The 21,843-nt window shown below is 71.3% G+C and carries 22 protein-coding genes and 2 pseudogenes; 17 read left to right on the top strand and 7 right to left on the bottom strand.

The features are described 5' to 3' along the window. Window positions 1–978: a DNA polymerase III subunit delta gene (holA, locus tag ACFHWY_RS16625; protein WP_416581094.1), complete on the top strand. Its 978-nt coding sequence runs from the start codon at window positions 1–3 to the stop codon at window positions 976–978. Further along, window positions 975–1,505, top strand: coding sequence for a hypothetical protein (locus ACFHWY_RS16620; RefSeq protein WP_416581093.1), 531 nt, complete (start codon window positions 975–977; stop codon window positions 1,503–1,505). The genes holA and ACFHWY_RS16620 overlap by 4 nt, the downstream gene beginning before the upstream one ends. A gap of 150 nt (window positions 1,506–1,655) precedes the next feature. Here the strand turns inward: ACFHWY_RS16620 and rpsT are convergent, their stop codons facing one another. Together rpsT and ACFHWY_RS16610 are read right to left on the bottom strand one after the other, a co-directional pair. Beyond that, window positions 1,656–1,922 (bottom strand): 30S ribosomal protein S20, encoded by a 267-nt coding sequence (gene rpsT, locus ACFHWY_RS16615; protein WP_416581092.1) that lies wholly within the window; start codon window positions 1,920–1,922, stop codon window positions 1,656–1,658. 182 nt (window positions 1,923–2,104) lie between these two features. Beyond that, window positions 2,105–3,091 carry a phosphotransferase family protein gene (locus ACFHWY_RS16610; RefSeq protein WP_416581091.1) on the bottom strand — a complete coding sequence of 329 codons (987 nt, stop codon included), beginning with the start codon at window positions 3,089–3,091 and terminating at the stop codon, window positions 2,105–2,107. Window positions 3,092–3,179: 88 nt separating this feature from the next. Here ACFHWY_RS16610 and ACFHWY_RS16605 point away from each other — a divergent pair. The 4 genes and pseudogenes from ACFHWY_RS16605 (at window position 3,180) to ACFHWY_RS16590 (ending at window position 6,452) form a co-directional block, all read left to right on the top strand. Further along, window positions 3,180–3,712: pseudogene (locus ACFHWY_RS16605) on the top strand (DUF4240 domain-containing protein). 105 nt (window positions 3,713–3,817) lie between these two features. Further along, window positions 3,818–5,695 (top strand): translation elongation factor 4, encoded by a 1,878-nt coding sequence (lepA, locus tag ACFHWY_RS16600; RefSeq protein ID WP_416581090.1) that lies wholly within the window; start codon window positions 3,818–3,820, stop codon window positions 5,693–5,695. 67 nt (window positions 5,696–5,762) lie between these two features. Then, a pseudogene (locus ACFHWY_RS16595) lies at window positions 5,763–5,921 on the top strand (GlsB/YeaQ/YmgE family stress response membrane protein); the annotation flags it as partial. Window positions 5,922–6,167: 246 nt separating this feature from the next. Beyond that, window positions 6,168–6,452 (top strand): GlsB/YeaQ/YmgE family stress response membrane protein, encoded by a 285-nt coding sequence (locus ACFHWY_RS16590; protein WP_416581089.1) that lies wholly within the window; start codon window positions 6,168–6,170, stop codon window positions 6,450–6,452. 165 nt (window positions 6,453–6,617) lie between these two features. Here ACFHWY_RS16590 and ACFHWY_RS16585 read toward each other — a convergent pair whose 3' ends face one another. The 3 genes from ACFHWY_RS16585 to ACFHWY_RS16575 form a co-directional block, all read right to left on the bottom strand. After that, entirely contained in the window at window positions 6,618–7,523 is a 906-nt protein-coding gene (locus tag ACFHWY_RS16585) for a phytanoyl-CoA dioxygenase family protein (RefSeq protein ID WP_416581088.1), read from the bottom strand. Between the two features lie 217 nt (window positions 7,524–7,740). Beyond that, a complete protein-coding gene (locus ACFHWY_RS16580; protein WP_416581087.1) occupies window positions 7,741–8,604 on the bottom strand; it encodes a hypothetical protein in 864 nt (287 codons plus the stop codon). 117 nt (window positions 8,605–8,721) lie between these two features. Next, a complete protein-coding gene (locus ACFHWY_RS16575; RefSeq protein ID WP_416581086.1) occupies window positions 8,722–9,510 on the bottom strand; it encodes an enoyl-CoA hydratase-related protein in 789 nt (262 codons plus the stop codon). Window positions 9,511–9,530: 20 nt separating this feature from the next. On the opposite strand from ACFHWY_RS16575, the gene hemW reads away from it, so the two are divergent. Next, window positions 9,531–10,754 (top strand): radical SAM family heme chaperone HemW, encoded by a 1,224-nt coding sequence (hemW, locus tag ACFHWY_RS16570; protein WP_416581085.1) that lies wholly within the window; start codon window positions 9,531–9,533, stop codon window positions 10,752–10,754. Window positions 10,755–10,786: 32 nt separating this feature from the next. Here hemW and ACFHWY_RS16565 read toward each other — a convergent pair whose 3' ends face one another. Next, window positions 10,787–11,437 carry a DUF4870 domain-containing protein gene (locus ACFHWY_RS16565; protein ID WP_416581084.1) on the bottom strand — a complete coding sequence of 217 codons (651 nt, stop codon included), beginning with the start codon at window positions 11,435–11,437 and terminating at the stop codon, window positions 10,787–10,789. Window positions 11,438–11,650: 213 nt separating this feature from the next. Between ACFHWY_RS16565 and hrcA the strand changes: the two genes are divergently transcribed. From hrcA to ACFHWY_RS16550, 3 genes are all read left to right on the top strand, one after another. Further along, complete coding sequence (gene hrcA, locus ACFHWY_RS16560) at window positions 11,651–12,673, top strand: heat-inducible transcriptional repressor HrcA (protein WP_416581125.1); 1,023 nt, start codon at window positions 11,651–11,653, stop codon at window positions 12,671–12,673. 73 nt (window positions 12,674–12,746) lie between these two features. After that, a complete protein-coding gene (gene dnaJ, locus ACFHWY_RS16555; RefSeq protein ID WP_416581083.1) occupies window positions 12,747–13,889 on the top strand; it encodes a molecular chaperone DnaJ in 1,143 nt (380 codons plus the stop codon). 1 nt (window position 13,890) lies between these two features. Further along, window positions 13,891–14,625, top strand: coding sequence for a 16S rRNA (uracil(1498)-N(3))-methyltransferase (locus tag ACFHWY_RS16550; protein ID WP_416581082.1), 735 nt, complete (start codon window positions 13,891–13,893; stop codon window positions 14,623–14,625). 177 nt (window positions 14,626–14,802) lie between these two features. Here the strand turns inward: ACFHWY_RS16550 and ACFHWY_RS16545 are convergent, their stop codons facing one another. Beyond that, entirely contained in the window at window positions 14,803–15,564 is a 762-nt protein-coding gene (locus ACFHWY_RS16545) for an SDR family NAD(P)-dependent oxidoreductase (protein ID WP_416581081.1), read from the bottom strand. A gap of 93 nt (window positions 15,565–15,657) precedes the next feature. Between ACFHWY_RS16545 and ACFHWY_RS16540 the strand changes: the two genes are divergently transcribed. From ACFHWY_RS16540 to era, 7 genes are all read left to right on the top strand, one after another. Beyond that, window positions 15,658–16,017, top strand: a complete 360-nt coding sequence (locus ACFHWY_RS16540; RefSeq protein WP_416581080.1) for a histidine triad nucleotide-binding protein — start codon at window positions 15,658–15,660, stop codon at window positions 16,015–16,017. An 80-nt stretch (window positions 16,018–16,097) separates the two neighbouring features. Next, complete coding sequence (locus ACFHWY_RS16535; protein WP_416581124.1) at window positions 16,098–17,438, top strand: serine hydrolase domain-containing protein; 1,341 nt, start codon at window positions 16,098–16,100, stop codon at window positions 17,436–17,438. Between the two features lie 184 nt (window positions 17,439–17,622). After that, window positions 17,623–18,681, top strand: coding sequence for a PhoH family protein (locus ACFHWY_RS16530; RefSeq protein WP_416581079.1), 1,059 nt, complete (start codon window positions 17,623–17,625; stop codon window positions 18,679–18,681). 15 nt (window positions 18,682–18,696) lie between these two features. Next, window positions 18,697–19,170, top strand: a complete 474-nt coding sequence (gene ybeY / locus ACFHWY_RS16525) for an rRNA maturation RNase YbeY (RefSeq protein WP_416581078.1) — start codon at window positions 18,697–18,699, stop codon at window positions 19,168–19,170. Then, the gene (locus tag ACFHWY_RS16520; RefSeq protein WP_416581123.1) at window positions 19,146–20,552 is read left to right on the top strand and encodes a hemolysin family protein; all 1,407 of its coding nucleotides are present in this window, start codon (window positions 19,146–19,148) and stop codon (window positions 20,550–20,552) included. The genes ybeY and ACFHWY_RS16520 overlap by 25 nt, the downstream gene beginning before the upstream one ends. Next, on the top strand, window positions 20,545–20,922 hold the full coding sequence (locus ACFHWY_RS16515; protein WP_416581077.1) for a cytidine deaminase: 378 nt from the start codon (window positions 20,545–20,547) through the stop codon (window positions 20,920–20,922). The genes ACFHWY_RS16520 and ACFHWY_RS16515 overlap by 8 nt, the downstream gene beginning before the upstream one ends. After that, entirely contained in the window at window positions 20,919–21,815 is an 897-nt protein-coding gene (gene era / locus ACFHWY_RS16510) for a GTPase Era (protein ID WP_416581076.1), read from the top strand. The genes ACFHWY_RS16515 and era overlap by 4 nt, the downstream gene beginning before the upstream one ends. Window positions 21,816–21,843: the final 28 nt, after the last annotated feature.

Genomic DNA, 21,843 nt, shown 5'->3' with positions numbered 1-21,843 from the left:
ATGGGCGGCGTGACCGCCGCCAGTGCCGCTCCTATTGTGCTCGTCCTCGGCGACGAGGAGCTGCTCGCCACGCGTGCGCTGACCGAAACCGTCACCGCTGCGCGGGCCGCCGACCCCGGCGTCGACGTGCGCGAGTACCAGGCCGGCCAGCTCACCGTCGGCGAGATCGACGAGATGCTCAGCCCGTCGCTGTTCGGTGGGCGCCGGGTGCTGCTGCTCCGGTCCGGTCAGGACGCCCGCAAGGATCTGGTCGCGGCCCTGCTGTCGTACGCGAAGAATCCCGACCCGGACGTGCAGCTGGTCGTGCAGCACCTCGGCGCGGCGAAGGGCAGGGCGTTCGCCGACGGGCTCAGGTCGGCCGGTGCCCAGATCGTGCCGGCCGCCAAGCTCAAGGGGCATCGCGACCGGGTCGCCTTCGTCCGCGACGAGATCCGCCGGGCCGGCGGGCGGTGCGCGGACGCCGCCGCCGAGGCGCTGATCGCCGCGGTCGGCAACGACCTGCGTGAACTCGCCGCGGCCTGCGCCCAGCTGATCGCCGACACCGGCGGCCGGATCGGCGCCGACACCGTCGCCCGCTACTACCGGGGTCGGGTGGAGGTGAGCGGCTTCACGGTTGCCGACGCCACGATGGTTGGCGACCTGCCGGGGGCGCTGGAGGCGCTGCGCTGGGCCCTGCACGTCGGCGTGGACCCGGTGCCGATCGCCGACGCCCTCGCCGACGGGATCCGCACGGTGGCCCGGGTCGCCTCGGCCGGTCGGGGTAACCCATACCAGCTGGCCAGCGCTCTGAGCCTGCCGCCGTGGAAGGTGGAGCGGGCCCAACGGCAGGCCCGTGGCTGGACGCCCGGTGGGCTGGTCGAGGCCATGCGGGCGGCGGCAGAGTGCAACGCGGCGGTCAAGGGCGGCTCGGACGACCGGGCGTACGCGCTGGAGAGGGCCGTCTTCTCGGTGGCTGCGGCGCGGGGTGGCGCCAGGTGAGCGGAGCCCTCCGTGGCTCGTGGGCCACAATCCCGGCCGGTGAACAGCGCTACCGCCCGCTGTACGCCCGGGTGCTCGGGCTGCGTTTCCTCAACCCGGGTGGCGTTCTCTGCTTCATCTTCTTCGAGGGTGCGATCGCGCTGGCGGCCCTGCTCGCGCTGGCCGAACTGGTGACCTGGTGGGCGGTGTTGGTGCTGCCCGCGGCGGTGGCGGTGATGGTCAAGGTCAACGACGTGGTGGCCGCCGTGGTGGTCCGTTCCGCCGCCGCCGTGCCTGAGCAGGAACGCGACCGGTTCCGACGCCAGATGGAACCGGCGGTCGGCCGAGCGAGAGTCGACTGGCTGTGGCACAGCGTGCCCGCCACGGTGATCCTGGCGGAGCCACGACCGGCCGAGCCTTCCGGCGCGGCACAACCGGCGACGCGCGCGGCACCCCCGGGCGGCAGCGGGTGGGATGTCGATGGGCGCGGACGCGACCCGGGGCCGGCGGCAGCGCGGCGACCGGGCACGGCCGAGCCCGGCTCCTGACCGGGCCGACGAACGTGAGGTGACGCGGGTCGACCCGCGTCGACAGAGGACCCGCGTCGACGCGCCTTAAGCGGTGCGGCCAGCGGGGGGGGCGTGCGGAAGCCCCGGAGCGCGCCGCCCCGGGACTTCCGTCAGGTCTGGTTCGCCGGCTCAGGCGGCAAGCGACGCGGCGCGCATGGCGATCGCGGACTTGCGGTTCGCGGCCTGGTTGCCGTGGATCACGCCCTTGCTGGCCGCCTTGTCCAGCTTGCGCGAGGCGTCCTGCATGAGTGCGGTGGCCTTCTCGACGTCACCGGCCTCGGCAGCCTCGTTGAACTTCCGGATGGCGGTCTTCAGCGACGACTTGACCGACTTGTTGCGCAGCCGGCGCTTCTCGTTCTGCCGGTTGCGCTTGATCTGGGACTTGATGTTCGCCACGCGACAGCCTCGTCTTGATAGCTCGGGTTGGTCAGCTTGTGCGCGCGACAAGCATGCATCATCGCTGCGCGAAGAGCCAGGTTACCAGGTCCGTCCAGGCCAGGCCAAAAGGGCGCCATGGGCGTCGGACCGCACGTGTGTGGCCAGCCGTCGACCGCCGGCACCAGGGTCGCCAGCGGCGGTCAGGTCCAGCCCTGGCGACGGGCAAGCCAGCCGAGCGCCTGCACGCCGGTCCACCGCTGGTGGGCGGGCAGGTGGGCCGACGCGGTCGAGGGCGCCGACGCGGCGGCGGTCAGGTGGTAGCCGGCCAGCGCGGCCAGCGTGACATCGAGCGCGTCGGCTGGCGCGTCGGTTGCGGCGGGGTGCGTGTCGAAGATCGAGTCGACGTCCAGCCCGCCCGCGTACCCGGTGATCAGCAGGCCGGCCAGGTCGAACCAGGCCGGCCCGTGACACATCCACGGCCAGTCGCAGAACCAGGCGGTGCCGGAGCGGTCGATCAGCACATTGTCAACGCGCAGGTCGCCGTGGGTCAGGCCGGTGGCGTCGGCGGCGTACCCGGGCAGTAGCGACTCCAGCGCGACCAGGTCGGTCAACCGCCCCCGGACCGGGGCGGGCAGTGGCGGCGCGGGTTCCCGGCCGGCGGCGACCTCTCCCCACCAGAGGATGTCGTCGCGGGCGAGGTCGGCGAGCCGGGGCAGCCCGAGGGAGGTCAGTTCGGCGGGCGGGTCGGCGAGCGCGGCGGCGACGTCGGCGAAACCGATGAGGGTGCTGGTCAGCTCGGCCGGATCCCAGGGCAGCCGAGGGCAGTGCCCGTCGACGGGTTCGAGGCAGAGTGCGTACCAGCCGGCCACCCACAGCGTCCAGCGCAGCCTCGGCACGGGCAGTCCGTCGGGCAGCCGGGTGAGGATGGCCGCCTCCCGGGCGTACCAGTCGACCAGTCGTGGTTGCTCGGCACGGGCCGCGGCCTTGACGAATGCGCTGCCACCGTCGGCGGTGCGCAGCACCGCGGCGAAGCCCCGGGTGAAGCCGGCGCCCGCGACCCGGGCCTGGACCACCGGGGCGCCGAGCCGCGTCGCCACCGCGGCCCGCAGCTGCGCCGGCAGCACGTCCCATCCGGGTCGTCGGGCGGTCGCGTGGTACGGCACGGGCGGCGGGGCCGGATCGCTCACCCGCCCATGCTGCCCGCTCCCGTGTCGCCCTGGCGATGTGCGGCGCGCTTCCGGGTGCCCGGGCCGGCGCCTGCGAGACTGCCAGACCATGAGGACCGAAGACTTCTGGCAGCTGATCGACCGTGCCCGCGGCGGCGGGGGAGTGCCGGACGACATCGCCGCCCGGGCGGTGGCACTGCTCGCCGAGCGTGATCCGCAGGAAATCGTCGGGTACGCCGAGCACCAGCGACGGGTTCTCGCCGCCTCCTACCGGGTCGACCTCTGGGGCGCCGCGTACCTGATCAACGGGGGTGCCTCCGACGACGGCTTCGAGTACTTCCGGGGCTGGCTGATGGCCCAGGGGCGGGAGATCTTCGCCCGCGCGGTGGCCGAGCCGGATTCGCTGGCCGGACTGCCTGTGGTGCGGGCCGCCTCGCTCAGTGGCGAGGAGTTCGAGTGCGGGGACATGCTCAGCGTGGCTTGGGATGCGTACCGCAAGGCGACCGCGAGTGACCTGCCGGCGGCCCGGGGGTCGCCGCTGAGCCGGACTTGAACGAGTTCTGGGACTTCGACGACTCCGACGAGGCGCGACGCCGGCTGCCCCGGCTCGCCGCTCTCTTCGCCGAGCCGCCGCTGGAGTGATCGGGCTGGGTTCGCCCGCACGGTGGTCGTCCCTGGGGGACGTGGGAGCATAGAGGGGGCCGGCGGTGCCGGCCCGCTCACGTCAGCCGACCAGAACGGACCGCTGTGCCACCGACGCTCGATCCCGGCGCGAACGCTCCTGGTGCCACCGACCCGGCGCGGATCAGGAACTTTTGCATCATCGCCCACATCGACCACGGAAAGTCGACCCTGGCCGACCGGATGTTGCAGCTCACCGGCGTGGTCGATCCGCGGCAGATGCGCGCGCAGTACCTCGACCGGATGGACATCGAGCGCGAGCGCGGCATCACCATCAAGAGCCAGGCGGTCCGGATGCCGTGGACCATCGCTGAGGGTGAGCGGGTCGGCGAGCAGGCCGTGCTCAACATGATCGACACTCCGGGCCACGTCGACTTCACCTACGAGGTGTCCCGGTCGTTGGCGGCCTGCGAGGGCGCGGTCCTGCTGGTCGACGCGGCCCAGGGCATCGAGGCGCAGACGTTGGCCAACCTGTATCTGGCGCTCGAGAACGACCTGCACGTCATCCCGGTGCTCAACAAGATCGATCTGCCGGCCGCGCAGCCCGAGAAGTACGCCGAGGAGTTGGCGCACCTGATCGGTGGCGATCCGGCGGACTGCATCAGGGTCTCCGGCAAGACTGGCGAGGGGGTGTCGTACCTGCTCGACGAGATAGTCCGGCAGTTTGTCCCGCCGGTCGGTGACGCGGACGCCCCGGCCCGTGCCATGATTTTCGACTCGGTGTACGACGTCTACCGGGGCGTCGTCACCTACGTCCGGGTGATCGACGGGCGGATCGGCGCCCGGGACCGGATCAAGATGATGTCCACCGCCGCCGTGCACGAACTGCTGGAGATCGGCGTCATCTCTCCGGAGATGGTGAAAGCCAACGCGCTCGGTGTCGGCGAGGTCGGTTACCTGATAACCGGCGTCAAGGACGTCCGCCAATCCCGGGTGGGTGACACGATCACCATCAACTCCCGGCCGGCGAAGGAGGCCCTGGGCGGCTACAAGGACCCGAAGCCGATGGTGTACTCCGGGCTGTACCCGATCGACGGCTCGGACTATCCGAATCTCCGTGAGGCGCTGGACAAGCTCAAGCTCAACGACGCCGCGCTCGACTACGAGCCGGAGACCTCCGGCGCACTCGGCTTCGGCTTCCGCTGCGGCTTCCTCGGCCTGCTGCACCTGGAGATCATTCGGGAGCGGCTGGAGCGTGAGTACAACCTCGACCTGATCTCGACCGCCCCGAACGTGGTCTACCGGGCCATCACCGAGGATGGCGAGGAGATCGTGGTGACCAACCCCAGCGAGTACCCCACCGGCAAGATCGCCGAGGTGTACGAGCCGGTCGTCCGCGCCACCGTGCTCACCCCGAACGACTACGTCGGCGCGGTGATGGAGCTGTGCCAGGGGCGACGCGGCAACCTGCTCGGCATGGACTACCTCTCCGCCGACCGGGTGGAGCTGCGGTACACGCTGCCCCTCGCCGAGATCATCTTCGACTTCTTCGACCAGTTGAAGAGCCGGACCAAGGGGTACGCCTCGCTGGACTACGAGCCCTCCGGCGAGCAGGCGTCCGAACTGGTGAAGGTCGACATCCTGCTGCACGGTGAGCCGGTGGACGCGTTCAGCGCCATCGTGCACAAGGACAAGGCGTACGCCTACGGCACCACGATCGCCGCGAAACTGCGCAGCCTGATCCCGCGCCAGCAGTTCGAGGTGCCGATCCAGGCCGCGATCGGCAGCCGGGTCATCGCCCGGGAGACTATCCGGGCCATCCGCAAGGACGTGCTCGCCAAGTGCTACGGCGGTGACATCAGCCGCAAGCGCAAGCTGCTGGAGAAGCAGAAGGAGGGCAAGAAGCGGATGAAGATGGTGGGCCGGGTGGAGGTTCCGCAGGAGGCCTTCATCGCCGCGCTCTCTTCCGACTCCGCCGACGGCAAGGGCTCCGGAAAGAAGTGACCGGGGTCGGAGGCGGGCGGCGAGCCGGTCCGCGTGACCGATGTGCCATCGACGGACGACATGGCCGGCGCTGCTCGGCACCGTTCTGGCCCGCGCGACGGGCATCGCCACGGTGACCGCCGGCATCGACTGGGCCGAACTCGCCGTGCAGGTTGCGCTGGCCGCGATCGCGGTGGCGCTGGTGGTCGGCGTGGGAAGCCGTCGTCGGGGCGTCACACGCCGGTAGCGGCACCTCCACCCCTTCGGGCGCCCGGCCACCTGGCCGGGTGCCCGTCGGTCTCTTGTGGATAGGCCGGCGAAGACTGCCGCCACCCGTTTCCGGGTTGTCCGGTGCCGGTCGCGATCCCTCCGATCCAATCCACAGTGACGTGTCAGCCGGAAAGCCGGTTTGGGATCTTCGCGGGTCGGGCATTAGGCGGTCACGACAGGAATTCCACAGGATGTGGAACGTCTTTGTGAAGGAGAGCGAGCCATGGAGTTCACCGTCTGGGGCATCATCACCGCGCTGTTCGTCGGCCTGATCATCGGTGCGCTGGGCCGCCTGGTGGTACCGGGCCGGCAGAACATGCCGATCTGGCTGCACATGATCATCGGTGTCGGCGCGGCGCTGCTGGGCACGGTCATCGCCCGCGCGTCCGGTTTCGCCGAGACCGCCGGGCTCGACTGGCGGGAGTTGATGCTCCAGGTGCTGCTGGCTGCCGTCGCGGTCGCGCTGGTCGCCGGTGTGGGCCGAGGTCGCCGGGGTGTCACCCGGTAACAGCTGATCTTCGAAAGGCGCCCGACCACAGAGGTCGGGCGCCTTTCGTGTGCGTACGCGGCGACGGTTCAGCGCCGGTGGCCCTGCGGTCGTTCGGCGCCGTGGCGCGGCGGTCGTTCGGCGCCGTGGCGCGGCGGTCGTTCGGCGCCGTGGCGCGGCGACGATTCAGCGCAGCCAGGGGATGGTGCGGTCGAGCAGGCCACGCTCCTTGAGTTCCTTGCGCAGCGGGATCTCGTCGTCGACGTAGCCGTTCCAGTTGATGCCCCAGTAGTTCGCGGTGTGGGTGCCCTCACCGAGAAGCTGGCGCTGCACCGGCGTGCGGTTGCGGTACCACTCGCCGTCCTTGTCGGGGTGCAGCTCGTCGAGGGGCCGGATCCAGCGGTAGGTGTAGCCGACAAAGAGCATCTTGCGGGTGATGTCCGACAGGTTGGTGGACCGGGAGTGCCACTGGCGGCGGTCGAAGATGAAGGCGTCACCCGGGTTGGCGGTGATCTCCACCGTGCCTTCCGGGTCCGGGTTGTGCACGCTGAGGTCCGCCGGCCGGGGCAGCGAGTTCCGCAGGTGACTGCCGGGGATGACCTTGGTCGCGCCCCGGCCGTTCTCCGACAGGTCGGACAGGACGTAGGCGACTTTCAGCGAGAACATCGGCCGAGGCAGATTCGGGTCCATCGTCTCCGGGTCGGAGTTCTGCCGGTACCCGTCCTGGTGCCAGCCCCAGTACGGCTTCTCCTGCTCGAGCGCCGGCGGGGTGACGTCGAGGTGGTTGTGGTGGGTGTAGATGTTCCATCCGGCCAGACCCCACATGTAGGGGAACGCGACCGGGTGGGTGAGCAGTTCGCCGAAGAGCTCGTCCCGCTCAAGGAAGCCCAGCAGGTGCAGGGTGCCGTCCTTGGTGGTGTTGCCCTTGGCCTTCTCCTCCTCGTAGACCCGGTCGACCGCGGTTTCGAGCGCGGCCCGGTGGTCCTCGGTCAGGACGTTACGCAGCAGGAGAAAGCCCTGCTCATGGAACTCCTTGCGGTCAACGTCACTGATCGGTTCGTATCCGGTCCGGTCGCCGTAGTCGAATGCCACGTCGTGCCCCTCCCCAAGAGGTGAAACCATTTCTGGCGCAGACGGCCGATCGTAACCCCTGGGCGTGAGGCTTCGAGGGGGCCGGGTCGCGATCTCACGGGTGCAGCGACGCAAGGCGGTGACGCGACTACTCAGCGCCACTCGACATCGTGGGGAGGTTGACCTTGTGTGCTTCTATCGGAATTCGCAGTGACTGCGAGTAAGGAGATTGAGCCCGTCACGCGTCCGCGAAGACCTCGGCAACCACCTCGGCGGGCTGCGCTGTCGCGTCACCGACCCGGCTCCACGAACCAGCCCGGTTGGTCCACTCCAGGTCGCCGAAGCGCACCCGCTTGACCCCGTGGTCGTTGGCGTGCGAAACCAGCCAGTGCGCGTAACGCCAGCCCGCCCGCTGATCGGCCGCCGCAACGGTCAGACCGGTCAAACCCGCTGTGGTAGCCGCCGAGGTCAGCCCCCAGTCGAGGTTGAGCCCGCGGGTCAGCGCCACGGCGGCGGCTTCGCCGCGCATCGCCGGATCTCCGCCGAAGGCACAGGCCACCGCGCCGGTGGCGTGACCGAGCAGGGCACGGGTGAGCACCTCCGACTCGTCGGCCCACTTCTCGTACGCCTCCGGGAAGGCCGAACGCTGCACCTTCTGCGCGGCGTCGGTGACCCGCATGCCCTCCCAGCCGCGCACCTTCTTGAGCGCGGCGTAGAACTTGTCGGCCGCGTACCGCGGATCGCGGATCTTGGCCGGGGTGCCCCAGCCCTGGCTCGGCCGCTGCTGGAACAGCCCCACCGAGTCGCGGTCGCCACCGGTCAGGTTACGCAGCCCGGACTCCTGGTAGGCGGTGGCCAACGCCACCACCACGGCCCGGTCGGGCAGCTCGTGCTGGATGCCGATGGCCGCGATCGTCGCCGCGTTGGCCATCTGGTGTGAATCCAGGGCGACCTTCCCGTCGGCCTGCACCGTGCAGCTCCGGCCGGTCAACGGCAGCCGGATTCGCTCGCCGACCTCCCGCATGCCGAGAACGATCCCGAGCGCGGCGATCACCACGAGTACCACGAAACCGGCGACGACTGCCCGAGTACGCACCCACACCTCCCGTACGACGGTCCGCCAAGCGTACGTCCCTCGTTGGCCCGAACGGGTCGTCCGGCAGGTTCGAGCCGCCACGCGACAACCGTGGCAGCTGAGGTTCCGATCCGGGGCAGCCCCTCACCTGCCGAGTTCGGCGACCCAGCGGGGCGCCCGCTTCTCCCGGAACGCGGTGACTCCTTCGACCCCGTCGGCGGACAGAAAGTAGCCGGTGGAGAGGGCGGCCAGCTCCGTCATCTCGGCCCGGTGGTCGATGGCGGCCGGGCGGCGCAGCAACTGCTTCGCGCCGGCCAGGGCCGTCGGAGCGCCGCGCACCAGCGAATCGCAGTATCGCGCCACCGCGGCATCCAGGTCGTCGGCCGGCACCGCGGCGGTCACCAGGCCGATCTCGGCTGCCCGCCGCCCGTCGAAGGAATCGCCGGTCAGGTACAGCTCAGCTGCCGCGCGGGGGTGCAGTCGAGGTAGCACGGTCGCGGAGATCACCGCCGGGATCACCCCGATCCGCACCTCGGTGAAGGCGAACGTGGCCTCGGCGGCGCAGACCGCCAGGTCGGCCGCCGCGATCAGCCCCAGCCCACCGGCCCGGGCGGGGCCGCCGACTCTGGCCAGCACCGGCTTCGGGCACTCCCAGACCGCCGCGAGCACGTCACCCAGCATCCCGGCCGGCACCGTCGCGCTGGCGTACGCCGCCGCGGTCTCCTTCAGGTCCGCCCCGGAGCAGAAGACCGGACCGGTGTGGTCGAGCACGATCACCCGGACCGTGTCGTCGGCGACCGCAGTGGCCAACCCGGCGAGCAGTTCGGTCATCAGCGGCGTGGAGAGCGCGTTGCGGTTGTGTGGGCTGTCCAGGGTGAGGGTGGTCACCCCGCGGGCCGTGGCGACCCGCACGAGCGCGTCGGGAGAGGTCATGTGAGGGCACACTAGTGGCCATGCCCGGCCTCCTTCCAGCAGGCGAACCCGTTCCGGCCGACGGCTCGCTGCCCGCGTCCGCCCGCACCACCGTCGGCGCCCGCGGTCTCGGGGTGTACGTGCACGTGCCCTTCTGCGCCAGCCGCTGCGGCTACTGCGACTTCAACACCTACACTGCCGCCGAACTGGGCGGCGGTGCGAGCCGGGACGGCTACGTCGACACGGTGCTGGCCGAGCTGGCGCTCGCCGCGCGGGTGCTGGGCGACGCACCGCCGCCGCGGGTGCAGACCGTCTTCGTCGGCGGCGGCACCCCCACCCTGCTGCCCGCCGACGACCTGGCCCGGATCCTCGACGCCGTCGACCGGACCTGGGGGCTGACCGGTGACGCGGAGGTGACCACCGAAGCCAACCCGGAGTCGGTGACGCCCGCGTCGTTGAAGGAGCTGCGGGCTGCCGGGTACACCCGGATCTCGCTGGGCATGCAGTCGGCCGCGCCGGGGGTGCTCGCCGTTCTGGACCGCCGACACGGCGCCGGCCGGGCCACCGCCGCGGCGCTGGAGGCCCGCGATGCCGGCTTCGACCACGTCAACCTCGACCTGATCTACGGGACGCCGGGAGAACGGGCCGAGGACTTCGCCGCCTCGCTCGACCAGGTCGTGGCCGCGGGGGTGGACCACGTCAGCGCGTACGCCCTGATCGTGGAGGACGGCACCCGACTGGCCGCGCGGATGCGTCGCGGTGAGCTGCCGTACCCGGACGACGACGTGGCGGCAGACCGCTACCTGGCTGCCGAGGCAGCTCTCGACGCGGCCGGTTTCTCCTGGTACGAGGTGTCCAACTGGGCCCGTACGCCGGCCGCCCGATGCCGGCACAACCTGCTCTACTGGACCGGCGGCGACTGGTGGGGCCTGGGACCGGGGGCGCACAGCCACGTCGGCGGCGTGCGTTGGTGGAATGTGAAGCACCCCACCGCGTACGCGCAGCGCCTCGCCGCCGGCCGCTCACCCGGGCTGGCCCGGGAGATGCTGTCCGGCGACGAGGCGCACATGGAGGACGTCATGCTGCGGCTGCGGCTGGCCGCCGGGCTGCCGCTGGAGGTCCTGGACGACGCCGGTCGGTCGGCCGCGACGCGGGCGGTGGCTCAGGGCCTGCTCGCCGCACCCGCCCACGCAGCCGGCCGCGCCGTGCTCACCCTGCGCGGCCGGCTGCTCGCCGACGCCGTGGTGCGGGACCTGCTGCCCTGACCGGCGGCGCTGCACGAGAGGTCGCTGGTGCGCTAGCGCTTCACAAAGGCGTAGGTCACCGGGTAGCGGTAGAGCGCGCCCTCGTTGGCCTTGACGCCGCCGATGATTCCGAAGATCACCGCCACGATCGCCACGAGGATCGGGACAAAGAACAGGATGCCGCAGGTGATCGTGGCGAGCACCCAACTCAGCACGCCGGCGACGGCCCAGGTGAGCTGGAAGTTCAGCGCGGCCACCGAGTGTGCCCGGACGACGGGGGACTGCTGCCCGCGAGTCATCATCGCGATCAGCGGCGCCACCCAGCCGAGCAGGCCGCCACCGACGACCACACCGAGTGGTCCGCCGAAGTGGGCGATCAGCGCCCAGGTCTTGTCCTCATTGCTGGGGTAGCCGCCGCCGGGTGCGCCGTGGCCGCCGGTCGGGTAGCCGACACCGGGCGCCCCACCGGGTGGGGGATAACCACCGGGCGGGGGGTAGCCACCCGGCGGGGGGTACCCGGCCGCAGGCGGCTGGTCGCTTCCGGGTGGCGGGTAACCGCCGGGCGGGGTATAGCCGCCGGGCGGGGTATAGCCGCCGGGCGGGGTATAGCCGCCGGGCGGGGGATAGCCGGCTTGGCCGGACGACCCGGACAGCGGGGTCGTGGGTTCGTCGCCGGAGTCTGGGGGACGAGGTGGTTCAGTCATGGAGGTCACGGTAGGTGCCATGGGCAACGGTGCACCATAGCGACACCGGCGAGTGTCGACCCGCCGATCGGTTCGAGGTGCGAGAGAGCCACCTTTTGATCATCGCGTCGACGGGTCCCCCGACGTAGACTGGCACTCGCTACAGTCGAGTGCCAGAGTATGTCTCCGGCGGCGGTGGCGCCGAAGGTCGAGCTGCGACAGGAGGTGGGCAGGATGGGTCTCGACGACCGCAAGCTCGCCGTGCTCCGCGCGATCGTCGAGGACTACGTCGCCACCCAGGAGCCGGTCGGCAGCAGGGCGCTGGTCGAGCGGCACCAGCTCGGTGTCTCACCGGCCACCGTCCGCAACGACATGGCTGTGCTGGAGGAGGAGGGGTACATCCGCCAGCCGCACACCAGTGCCGGCCGGGTGCCCACCGACCGTGGCTACCGGCTCTTCGTCGACCGACTCAGCCGGGTCAAACCGCTGAGCCCCGCCGAGCGCCGGGCGATCGAGCGCTTCCTGGCCGGTGCCGTCGACCTCGACGACGTGGTGCACCGCACTGTGCGGCTGCTGGCGCAGCTGACCCGGCAGGTCGCCGTCGTGCAGTACCCGAGCCTGGCCCGATCCCGGGTGCGCCACCTCGAACTGGTGCCGATCTCCACCACCCGGCTGACGTTGGTGATGATCGCCGATACGGGTCGGGTCGAGCAGCGGCTGGTCGAGCTGCCGACGCCGCTGCTTGCCGACGCCGTCATCGACCTGCGCCGGCTGGCCAACGAGAAACTGGTCGGCGTGCGCCTGTCCGACACCCCGCCGCTGGTGCAGGCGCTCATCGACGAGTCTCCGCCGCCCCTGCGTCCGGCCATGACGACCCTGTCAACCGTGCTGCTGGAGACCTTGGTCGAACGACACGAGGAGCGGCTGGCGCTGGCTGGCACCGCCAACCTCACCCGAGGTGGCCTGCTCGACTTCCAGGGCTCGTTGCGTCCCGTGCTCGAAGCGCTCGAGGAGGAAGTCGTCCTACTCAAGCTCATCGGCGAGGTCGAGGCGAGCACGCTGCGGGTGCGGATCGGCGATGAGAACGAGATCGACAACCTTCGGGCGGCATCCGTGGTCAGCACCGGATACGGCCCGGGCGCGACCATCGTCGGGGGGATGGGCGTGTTGGGGCCGACCCGGATGGACTACCCCGGAACCATCGCCACGGTGCGGGCCGTGGCACGCTACGTGGGCGAGCTGCTGGCCCAGAACTGACCAGTCAGGGCCGACGGCCGGCTGTCGCCGCCGACCGGCGCAACGCGAGACGAACACGAGGACACGGAACGCAGTGGCCAGGGACTACTACGGCATTCTCGGTGTGAGCAAGGGTGCCTCCGACGACGAGATCAAGCGCGCCTACCGCAAGTTGGCGCGGCAGTACCACCCTGACGTGAATCCGGATCCGGAGGCACAGGAGAAGTTCAAAGACATCAACGCCGCCTACGAGGTCCTCTCGGACGATCGGAAACGGCAGATCGTCGACCTCGGTGGCGATCCGCTCGCGCCCGGCGGCGGCGCCGGTGGTCCGGGCGGGCCCGGCGGCGCCGGCCCGTTCGTCGGCTTCCAAGACATCATGGACGCGTTCTTTGGCGGCGCCACCGGCGCCGGGCGAGGCCCGCGGCCGCGTACCCGGCCGGGCGCCGACGCGATCCTGCGCCTGGAGCTTGACCTGCATGAGACCGCCTTCGGCGTCGAGGCGCCGATCACGGTCGACACGGCGGTGCTCTGCACCACCTGCGCCGGCGCCGGCACCGCCGCCGGCACCCACCTGGCCACCTGCGAGGCGTGCGGTGGCCGGGGTGAGGTGCAGTCGGTGCAGCGCACCTTCCTCGGCCAGGTGGTCTCCGCCCGGCCGTGCACGGTCTGTCAGGGTCACGGCACCACCATCCCGCAGCCCTGCCCGACGTGTGCCGGTGACGGTCGGGTCCGCAACCGACGCTCGCTGACCGTCAAGATCCCCGCCGGGGTCGAGGACGGGATGCGGATCCGCCTCGCTCAGCAGGGCGAGGTCGGCCCGGGTGGCGGTACCGCCGGGGACCTCTACGTGGAGATCCACGAGCGGCCGCACGACGTCTTCTCCCGCAAGGGTGACGACCTGCACTGCCGGGTCACCGTCCCGATGACCGCCGCCGCGCTCGGCACCCGGTTGACCATCAAGGCGCTCGACAGTGAGGAGCCGGTCGACGTCAAGTCGGGCACCCAGCCTGGCAGCACGCTGCGCCTGCGGGCCCGTGGCGTACCGCACCTGCGCGGCGCCGGCCGGGGAGACCTCTACGTTCACCTGGACGTGCGGACCCCCACCAAGCTCGACGCCGACCAGGAGCGGATGCTCCGTGATTTCGCCAAGACCCGGGGCGAGGAGGTCGCCGAGCTGACCAAGCAGGGCGGCTTCTTCTCCCGGATGCGCGACGCCTTCAACGGCCACGGCTGAGGTGTCCGCCCCGCTGTTCCTGGTCGACTCGCTGCCCGCGGCCCACTCGATGGTGCTCGACGGCCCGGAGGGCCACCACGCTGCCACCGTGCAACGGTTGCGGGTGGGTGAGGAACTGCTGCTCGCCGACGGGCACGGCGGCACCGCCACCGCCGTGGTCACCGCCGTCGACCGGGGCACCCTCGAGCTGGACGTGGTCGTCCGGGGACACGTCGACGCGGCGGACCCCCGGCTGGTGGTGGTCCAGGGCATCGCCAAGGGCGACCGGGGTGAGCTGGCGGTGCAGGCGATGACCGAGGTGGGCGTGGACGAGATCGTCCCCTGGGCGGCGAGCCGCTCGGTCGTGCAGTGGCGCGGTGACCGGGGCGTACGGGCCAGGGGTAAGTGGCTGGCGACCGCCCGCGAGGCGGCGAAACAGGCCCGCCGGCCGTGGCTGCCGGTGGTGGCGGGCGCACCGGACGAGGCGACCGCGTCGGTGGCGCGCCGGATCGCCGGTGCCGCCGCCGGGTACGTCCTGCACGAGGAGGCGTCGGATCGGCTGACCACCGTCGAGCTGCCCGAACGCGGCGAGATCGTGCTGGTGGTGGGCCCTGAGGGCGGCATCACCGCAGCCGAGTTGTCGGCCTTCGAGGCGGCCGGTGCCCGACCGGTCCGCCTCGGCCCCGCGGTGCTGCGCACCTCCACCGCCGGTGTCGCGGCCCTGGCGCTCCTGGCAACCCGCCTGCAGCGCTGGTGACCTACTCACCCTGACCCGGCGTGTCGCGCCGGCCGGAGGTCTCGCCTCGTGGCTTTGCTCTGCTGCAACCGAGGCCACACCGGGTTGCCGGCGACACCGTTGTGTCCGGTAGGCCGCGGGATGTCGTGTCGCGGTGGGAGCGTGGCGGGCGCGCGGGGGCGGCTGGTCCGGCGTTTGTCAGGTGCGCAGGTAGGACGCTCCGTTCAAGTCGATGATGGTGCCGGAGGCCCACTCCGCCTCGGTGCTGGCGAGCCAGTGCACGGCCGCGGCGATCTCCTCGGGCCGGGCTACCCGGTCGAACGGGCTCTGCGCCCGGGTGGCCGCGCCGCGCGGTGACTTCAGGTGTTCATTCGTCATGTCCGTCTCCACGAAGCCGGGCGCGACGGTGGCCACCGCGATGCCGTACGGCGCCAGCGCCACCGCCAGCGACTGGGCCATCGCGTTGAGACCGGCCTTGCTGGCCCCGTACGCCGGATTGGCCGGCTCGCCGCGGAACGCGCCGCGCGACGAGACGTTGACGATGCGGCCACCTCGCGCCCGCATGTGCTGGGCGGCGCACCAGGCGGCGTTGGCCGCCCCGAACAGGTTCGTGTCCAGCACCTCGCGCCAGCGCTGGCGCCACTGTTCGTAGCTGCTGTCGAAGACCGGGTGCGGCGGGTCGGCCGGCCCGAACACCCCCGCGTTGTTGACCAGCACGTCGAGTCCGCCGAGCCGGTCGGCGGCCTCGTCGACCATCGTCCGGACGGCGTCGGGGTCGGCCAGGTCTGCGCGGACCACCACGTGGCCGTCGCCCGGCAGTTCCGTCCGAAGCTGTTCGGCCAGCTCCGTCGAGTCGCGGTGGTGGATGGCCAGCCGGTCGCCGCCGGCCGCGAAGGCCCGGACCACCGCCCGCCCGATGCCGCGCGAACCGCCCGTTACCAGTACCGCCCGTACCGTCATGCCGGCCATCCTGCCGCACCCGCCGTCGCTGTTGATGAGGGGCCCTTCCTATACCGGAGACGTCGGTAAGGGGCCCTTCCTTACACTGCCCGGATGGGAAGTGACTGCCTGTTCTGCCGGATCGTCGCCGGGGAGATCCCGGCCACCGTGGTCCGCGAGACCCCCGCCACCCTCGCCTTCCGTGACATCGACCCGAAAGCGCCGGTGCACCTGCTGGTCATCCCCAAGGAGCACTACGCCGACGTGGCCACTCTGGCCCAGGGCGATCCGGAGCTGGCCGGCGAGGTGCTGGCCACGGCCGCCGCCGTGGCCGAGGACGAGGGCCTGCTCGGCGACGGGTTCCGGCTGATGTTCAACACCGGGGCGTACGGCGGTCAGGAGGTGTTCCACGCGCACGCGCACGTGCTGGGTGGTGCCCCGCTCGGACCGATGTTGGCGCGGAGCCTCGGGTGACCGCTGCCGCCGGAGGTACCGCGACCGCCGGCACGACCAGGGCTGACGGAACCGCTGGGGCGGCCGCTCACCTGGAGCGGATGACCCGGCAGGTGCAGGTGCGGGCACGGGTGCCGGGTCTCGCGGCGGCGGTGTACCGGGCCGACCGGCCGCCGTGGATTTGTACGGTCGGCGGCACCGGCAACGACACGGCGCTGGAGGAGCAGACCCGGTTCCGGATCGGCTCGGTGACCAAAACGTTCACTGCGCTGCTGACCATGCAGTGCCGTGACGACGGCCTGCTCGACCTCGACGATCCGCTGGACCGGCACCTCGACCTGCCGGCGCACGGCGAGCTGACCGTCCGCCGGCTGCTGTCGCACACCGCCGGCCTGCAACGGGAACCATACGGTGACGTCTGGGACACGCTGCGCGCGCCGGACGCCGAACAGTTGGTCGCCGAGCTGGCCCGGGCCGAGCGGGTGTTGCCACCGGGCCGCCGCTACCACTACTCGAACCTGGCGATGGCGCTGCTCGGCCGGCTGGTTGGGCAGGTGCGCGGCGCTTCCTGGGCGGAGGTGTTGACCGAGAAGGTGCTGACTCCGCTCGGGTTGACCGCCACCACGGTCAGCCCGGGCCCACGGGCCGCCACCGGGTTCCTGGTCGACGCCTACTCCGACGAGGCGCACCCGGAGCCGCCCACCGACTTCGGGGCGGTCGGCCCCGCCGCGCAGCTGTGGAGCACGGCGGCCGACATGGCCCGCTGGGCCGCTTTCCTGGCCGATCCGGCGGCGCTGGACGCGGCGGGCCGGGTGCTCGCCGCGAGCACGTTGGAGGAGATGCGCTGGCCGGTGACGGTCACCGACGAGTCCGTGTGGACCTCCGGCTTCGGGCTCGGACTCATCCTGGTGCCGCAGGGGGATCGGGTGGTGCACGTCGGGCACGACGGTGCGATGCCCGGCTTCCTCGCCGGGGTGTACGGGCGGCGGGGCGGCGAGGGTACGCCCGCCGCGCTGGGCGCGGCCGTGCTGGGCTCCTCGGGGACCGCGACGCAGCTGCTGGAGCTGCCGCACCGACTGCTCGCGGCGGTGGTCGAGCACGACCCGGCCGACATCGACCCCTGGCTGCCCGGTGATCCGGCACCGGGGCACGTCCGCGGGTTGCTCGGCCGGTGGTGGGGGGAGGGCTTCGAGTACGTCTTCTCCTGGCACGACGGCACCCTGCGCGCTCGGGGCGCCGGTGACCCGGCGGGGAGGCCGCCGGCGGTCTTCGCGTCGGTGGCGGATCGGCCGGACGTGTTCCGCAGCGTCTCCGGGCGGGAGGTCGGTGAACTGCTCCGGCTGACCCGCGACGCCGACGGCGTGGTGGTCCGGATGCACTGGGCGACCTACCGGTTCACCCGGCACCAGGAAACGTTCGACCGTCACGACTTCCGTGCCTGACCTGTCGTCACTCCCTCGCGGGTCCGCCCGTTTCGTCCGGTGATGGGGTGCTGCCGGACCGGCGGAAATGGGCGGCGTGCTCGCGCCGTCGACCCGATACGATGGGAGGCGACGTCCGCCGCCGTGGCACCAGGCCCGGCACCGAGATCGAGAGCAGGTGGCGCAGGGCCCCTCGGCCCGACCTATGACCGGCACCCCACCTCCCGGCCCGTCCCGGGTGCAGACCAGGATCACGGTCTCCGACTCGAAGATCATGGTCAACCTGCTTGGCGCGGGTGACGAGATCCTGCGACTGGTCGAGCGTTCGGTGAACAGCGACGTGCACGTGCGGGGCAACGAGATCACCATCACCGGTGACCCCGCCGACAACGCCCTCGCCGAGCGACTCTTCAGCGAGCTGCTCGAACTCATCGAGAAAGGCGAGACCCTGACCACAGACGCGGTCCGGCGTACTGTCGGCATGCTTGAGCAGGGCGGCACCGAGCGGCCCGCGGAGGTCCTGACGCTCAACATCCTCTCCCGACGCGGGCGCACCATCCGTCCCAAGACGCTCGGACAGAAGCGCTACGTCGACGCGATCGACGCGCACACCATTGTCTTCGGCATCGGCCCGGCCGGCACCGGCAAGACCTACCTGGCCATGGCCAAGGCGGTACAGGCGCTACAGGGCAAGCAGATCAACCGGATCATCCTCACCCGGCCGGCGGTCGAGGCGGGGGAGCGGCTGGGCTTCCTGCCCGGCACACTCAACGAGAAGATCGACCCCTACCTGCGCCCGCTCTACGACGCGCTGCACGACATGCTCGACCCGGAGACGATCCCGAAGCTGATGGCGGCGGGCACGATCGAGGTCGCCCCCCTGGCCTACATGAGGGGCAGGACGCTCAATGACGCGTTCATCATCCTCGACGAGGCGCAGAACACCACGCCCGAGCAGATGAAGATGTTCCTCACCCGGCTCGGGTTCGGCTCCAAGATCGTGGTCACCGGCGACGTCACCCAGGTCGACTTGCCCGGAGGGACGACCAGTGGACTGCGGGTTGTGCAGGAGATTCTGAAGGGCGTCGAGGACGTGCACTTCGCGCAGTTGTCCAGCGCCGACGTGGTGCGCCACCGGCTGGTCGGGGAGATCGTCGACGCGTACGCCAGGTGGGACGCCGAGTGGGAGAGCCAGCAGGCGCAGGGCGTGCACGCGGTGACCGGGCGCAGTGCCCAGGGTAACCGCGCCACCCGGCGCCGCTAGACCGAGGGAAGACAGTTGTCCATCGAGATCGCCAACGAGTCGGGTGTCGGTGTCGACACCGACGCCGTGCTCGCCGTCGCCCGGCACGCGCTCGACGAGATGGGGGTCAATCCCCTCGCCGAGCTCTCCGTGCTGCTGGTCGACGTCGACTACATGACCGAGCTGAATCACCGCTGGATGGGCGGCGACGGCCCGACCGACGTGCTCGCCTTCCCCATGGACGAGGGCAGCGTCGATCACGGGCCAGGTGAGAACGCCGCCGTCGGGGGCGAACCTGCACTGCTCGGCGACATCGTGCTCTGCCCGGAAATAGCGGCGAAGCAGGCCGCGACCGCCGGGCACAGCCCCCCCGAAGAGCTGCACCTGCTCACCGTGCACGGCGTCCTGCACCTGCTCGGTTACGACCACGCGGAGCCGGAGGAGGAGCGGGAGATGTTCGGGCTCCAGGCCCGGCTGCTGGCCAGCTGGCGGTCGACCCGCTCCCGGTGATGGACACTTCACTGGCCGTGTCCGCCGCCGGCCTTCCCGACCTGCAACTACTCGTCTTCGCCGCCGGGTTGGTGGTGCTCGCCGGCCTGATCGCGATGACCGAGGCCGCCCTGGCCGCGGTCTCCCCGGCCCGGGCCGCCGAGCTGGCCCGCGACGGCGCGCGGGGCGCGCGTACCCTCCAGACGGTCGCCGGTGACGTGGTGCGTCACCTCAATCTGCTGTTGCTGCTCCGCCTGCTCGCCGAACTCACCGCCACCACCCTGGTGGCGCTGGTCGCGGTGGACACCTTCGGGGCGGGGTGGCGGGCGGCGCTGGTCACCGCCGGGGCGATGACCGTGGTCAGCTTCGTGGTGGTCGGCGTCGGTCCGCGTACCCTCGGCCGGCAGCACGCGTACGCCGTTGGGCGGGCCGCCGCGCCGCTGGTCCGCTGGCTGGGCCGGGTGCTCAACCCGCTCGCGTCGCTGTTGATCCTGATCGGCAACGCGGTCACCCCGGGCCGTGGTTTCCGGGAGGGGCCGTTCGCGACCCAGGTCGAGCTGCGTGAGCTGGTCGACCTCGCCGAGCAGCGGGGCGTGGTGGAGCATGGCGAACGGCAGATGATCCAGTCGGTGTTCGCTCTCGGCGACACCATCGCCCGCGAGGTGATGGTGCCGCGTACCGAGATGGTGTGGATCGAGTCGGGCAAGAACCTGACCCAGGGGCTCGCCCTGTTCCTGCGTTCCGGGTTCTCCCGGATCCCGGTGATCGGCGAGAGCGTCGACGACGTGCTCGGCGTGCTCTACCTCAAGGACCTGGTCCGGCGTACCCAGGGCGGCGCGGCGGAGGACCACCAGCTCCCGGTGGCCGAGTTGATGCGACCGGCCACCTTCGTGCCGGAGTCCAAGCCCGTCGACGACCTGCTGTCGGAGATGCAGGCGGCCCGCAACCACCTGGTCATCGTGGTCGACGAGTACGGCGGTACCGGCGGGCTGGTCACCATCGAGGACATCCTCGAGGAGATCGTCGGGGAGATCACCGACGAGTACGACGTCGAGCGCCCGCCGATCGAGCAGTTGCCCGACGGCGGGGTCCGGGTCACCGCCCGGTTGCCGGTGGAGGATCTCGGCGAGATCTTCGACACCGAGCTGCCACACGACGAGGTGGAGACGGTGGGCGGCCTGCTCGCGCAGTCCCTCGGGCGGGTGCCCATTCCGGGGGCGCAGGTCGAGGTGGCCGGGTTGCGGCTGGTCGCCGAGGGCACAACCGGCCGACGTAACCGCATCGACACCGTGCTGGTGCGCCGGGTGGAACCGACCGACGCGCGAGACGGCCCCGGCGGCCCGCCGGCCGCCTCCCGTTCTGATACCGACCGATCCGAGGAGAGGCAGCCCGCAGATGCCTGAGTCGTCCGCCGTACCAGCCGTCGAGTCCACCGGCTCCGAGTTGAGCGCCGAGGACGGCAAGTTGGTCATCCTCGCCCGGGGTGCGCGGGGGCGGGTGGGTGCCGTGGAGGGTGCCGCGGTCCGGGACCAGGACGGCCGCACCTACGCGGCGGCCAGCGTGTCGCTGCCCTCGCTGACGATCACCGCGCTCCAGCTGGCGGTGGCCTCGGCGGCTGCGGCCGGCGCGACCCGGTTGGAGGCCGCGGTGGTGGTGACCGAGGCGTCCACACTGGATGGTGCCGGCTATGCCGCCGTGCGTGATCTGGCCGTGGACGCGCCGGTGCACGTCGCCGCGCCGGACGGCTCGGTGCTCGGATCGGTGACGGCATGAGCGAGCGTGACGCCGGGCCGTACCGAGCCGGGTTCGCCTGTTTCGTCGGCCGACCAAACGCCGGCAAGTCCACCTTGACCAACGCGATCGTCGGGCAGAAGATCGCGATCACCTCGAACAAGCCGCAGACCACCCGGCACATCATCCGGGCGGTGCTGCACCGGCCGGACTCGCAGCTGGTTCTGGTCGACACGCCGGGCCTGCACCGTCCCCGTACGCTGCTCGGCGAGCGACTCAACGACCTGGTCCGGCAGACCTGGAGTGAGGTCGACGTGATCGGCCTCTGCATTCCTGCCGACGAGGCGGTCGGCCGTGGCGACCGGTTCATCACCGGAGAGTTGGCCGAACTGAAGGCGACTGTGTTCGCGGTGGTCACAAAGACCGACCTGGTGGACCGGAAGCGGCTGGCTGAGCAACTGGTGGCGGTCAGCGAGCTGGGGGAGTTCGCGGAGGTGGTCCCGGTCAGCGCCGTCTCCGGTCACCAGGTGGACACCCTGGTGGGGGTGATGACGCGCTACCTTCCCGAGTCTCCCCAGCTGTACCCGGACGACATGCTCACCGACGACCCGGAGCAGGTGTTGGTCGCGGAGCTGATCCGGGAGGCCGCGCTGGAGGGTGTCCGGGACGAGTTGCCGCACTCCATCGCCGTGGTGGTGGAGGAGATGATCCCCGAGGGGCAGCTCATGAAGATCTACGCCGACGTCTATGTGGAACGGTCCAGCCAGAAGGGGATCGTGATCGGGCACCGGGGCAGCCGGCTCAAGGCTGTCGGCACCGCCGCGCGGCGGCAGATCGAGGAGTTGCTGGGCGCCAGGGTCTACCTCGACCTGCACGTGCGGGTCGCCCAGGACTGGCAGCGGGACCCGAAGCAGTTGCGCAAGCTCGGGTTCTGAGCCGTCAAGTCGTTTCGATGACGGGCAC

The organism is Micromonospora sp. LOL_024, from assembly GCF_048060415.1.
Taxonomy (GTDB): Bacteria; Actinomycetota; Actinomycetes; order Mycobacteriales; family Micromonosporaceae; genus Micromonospora.
The sequence above is the reverse complement of the archived record's forward strand: the minus strand, read 5'-3'. Positions and strand labels throughout refer to the sequence as shown.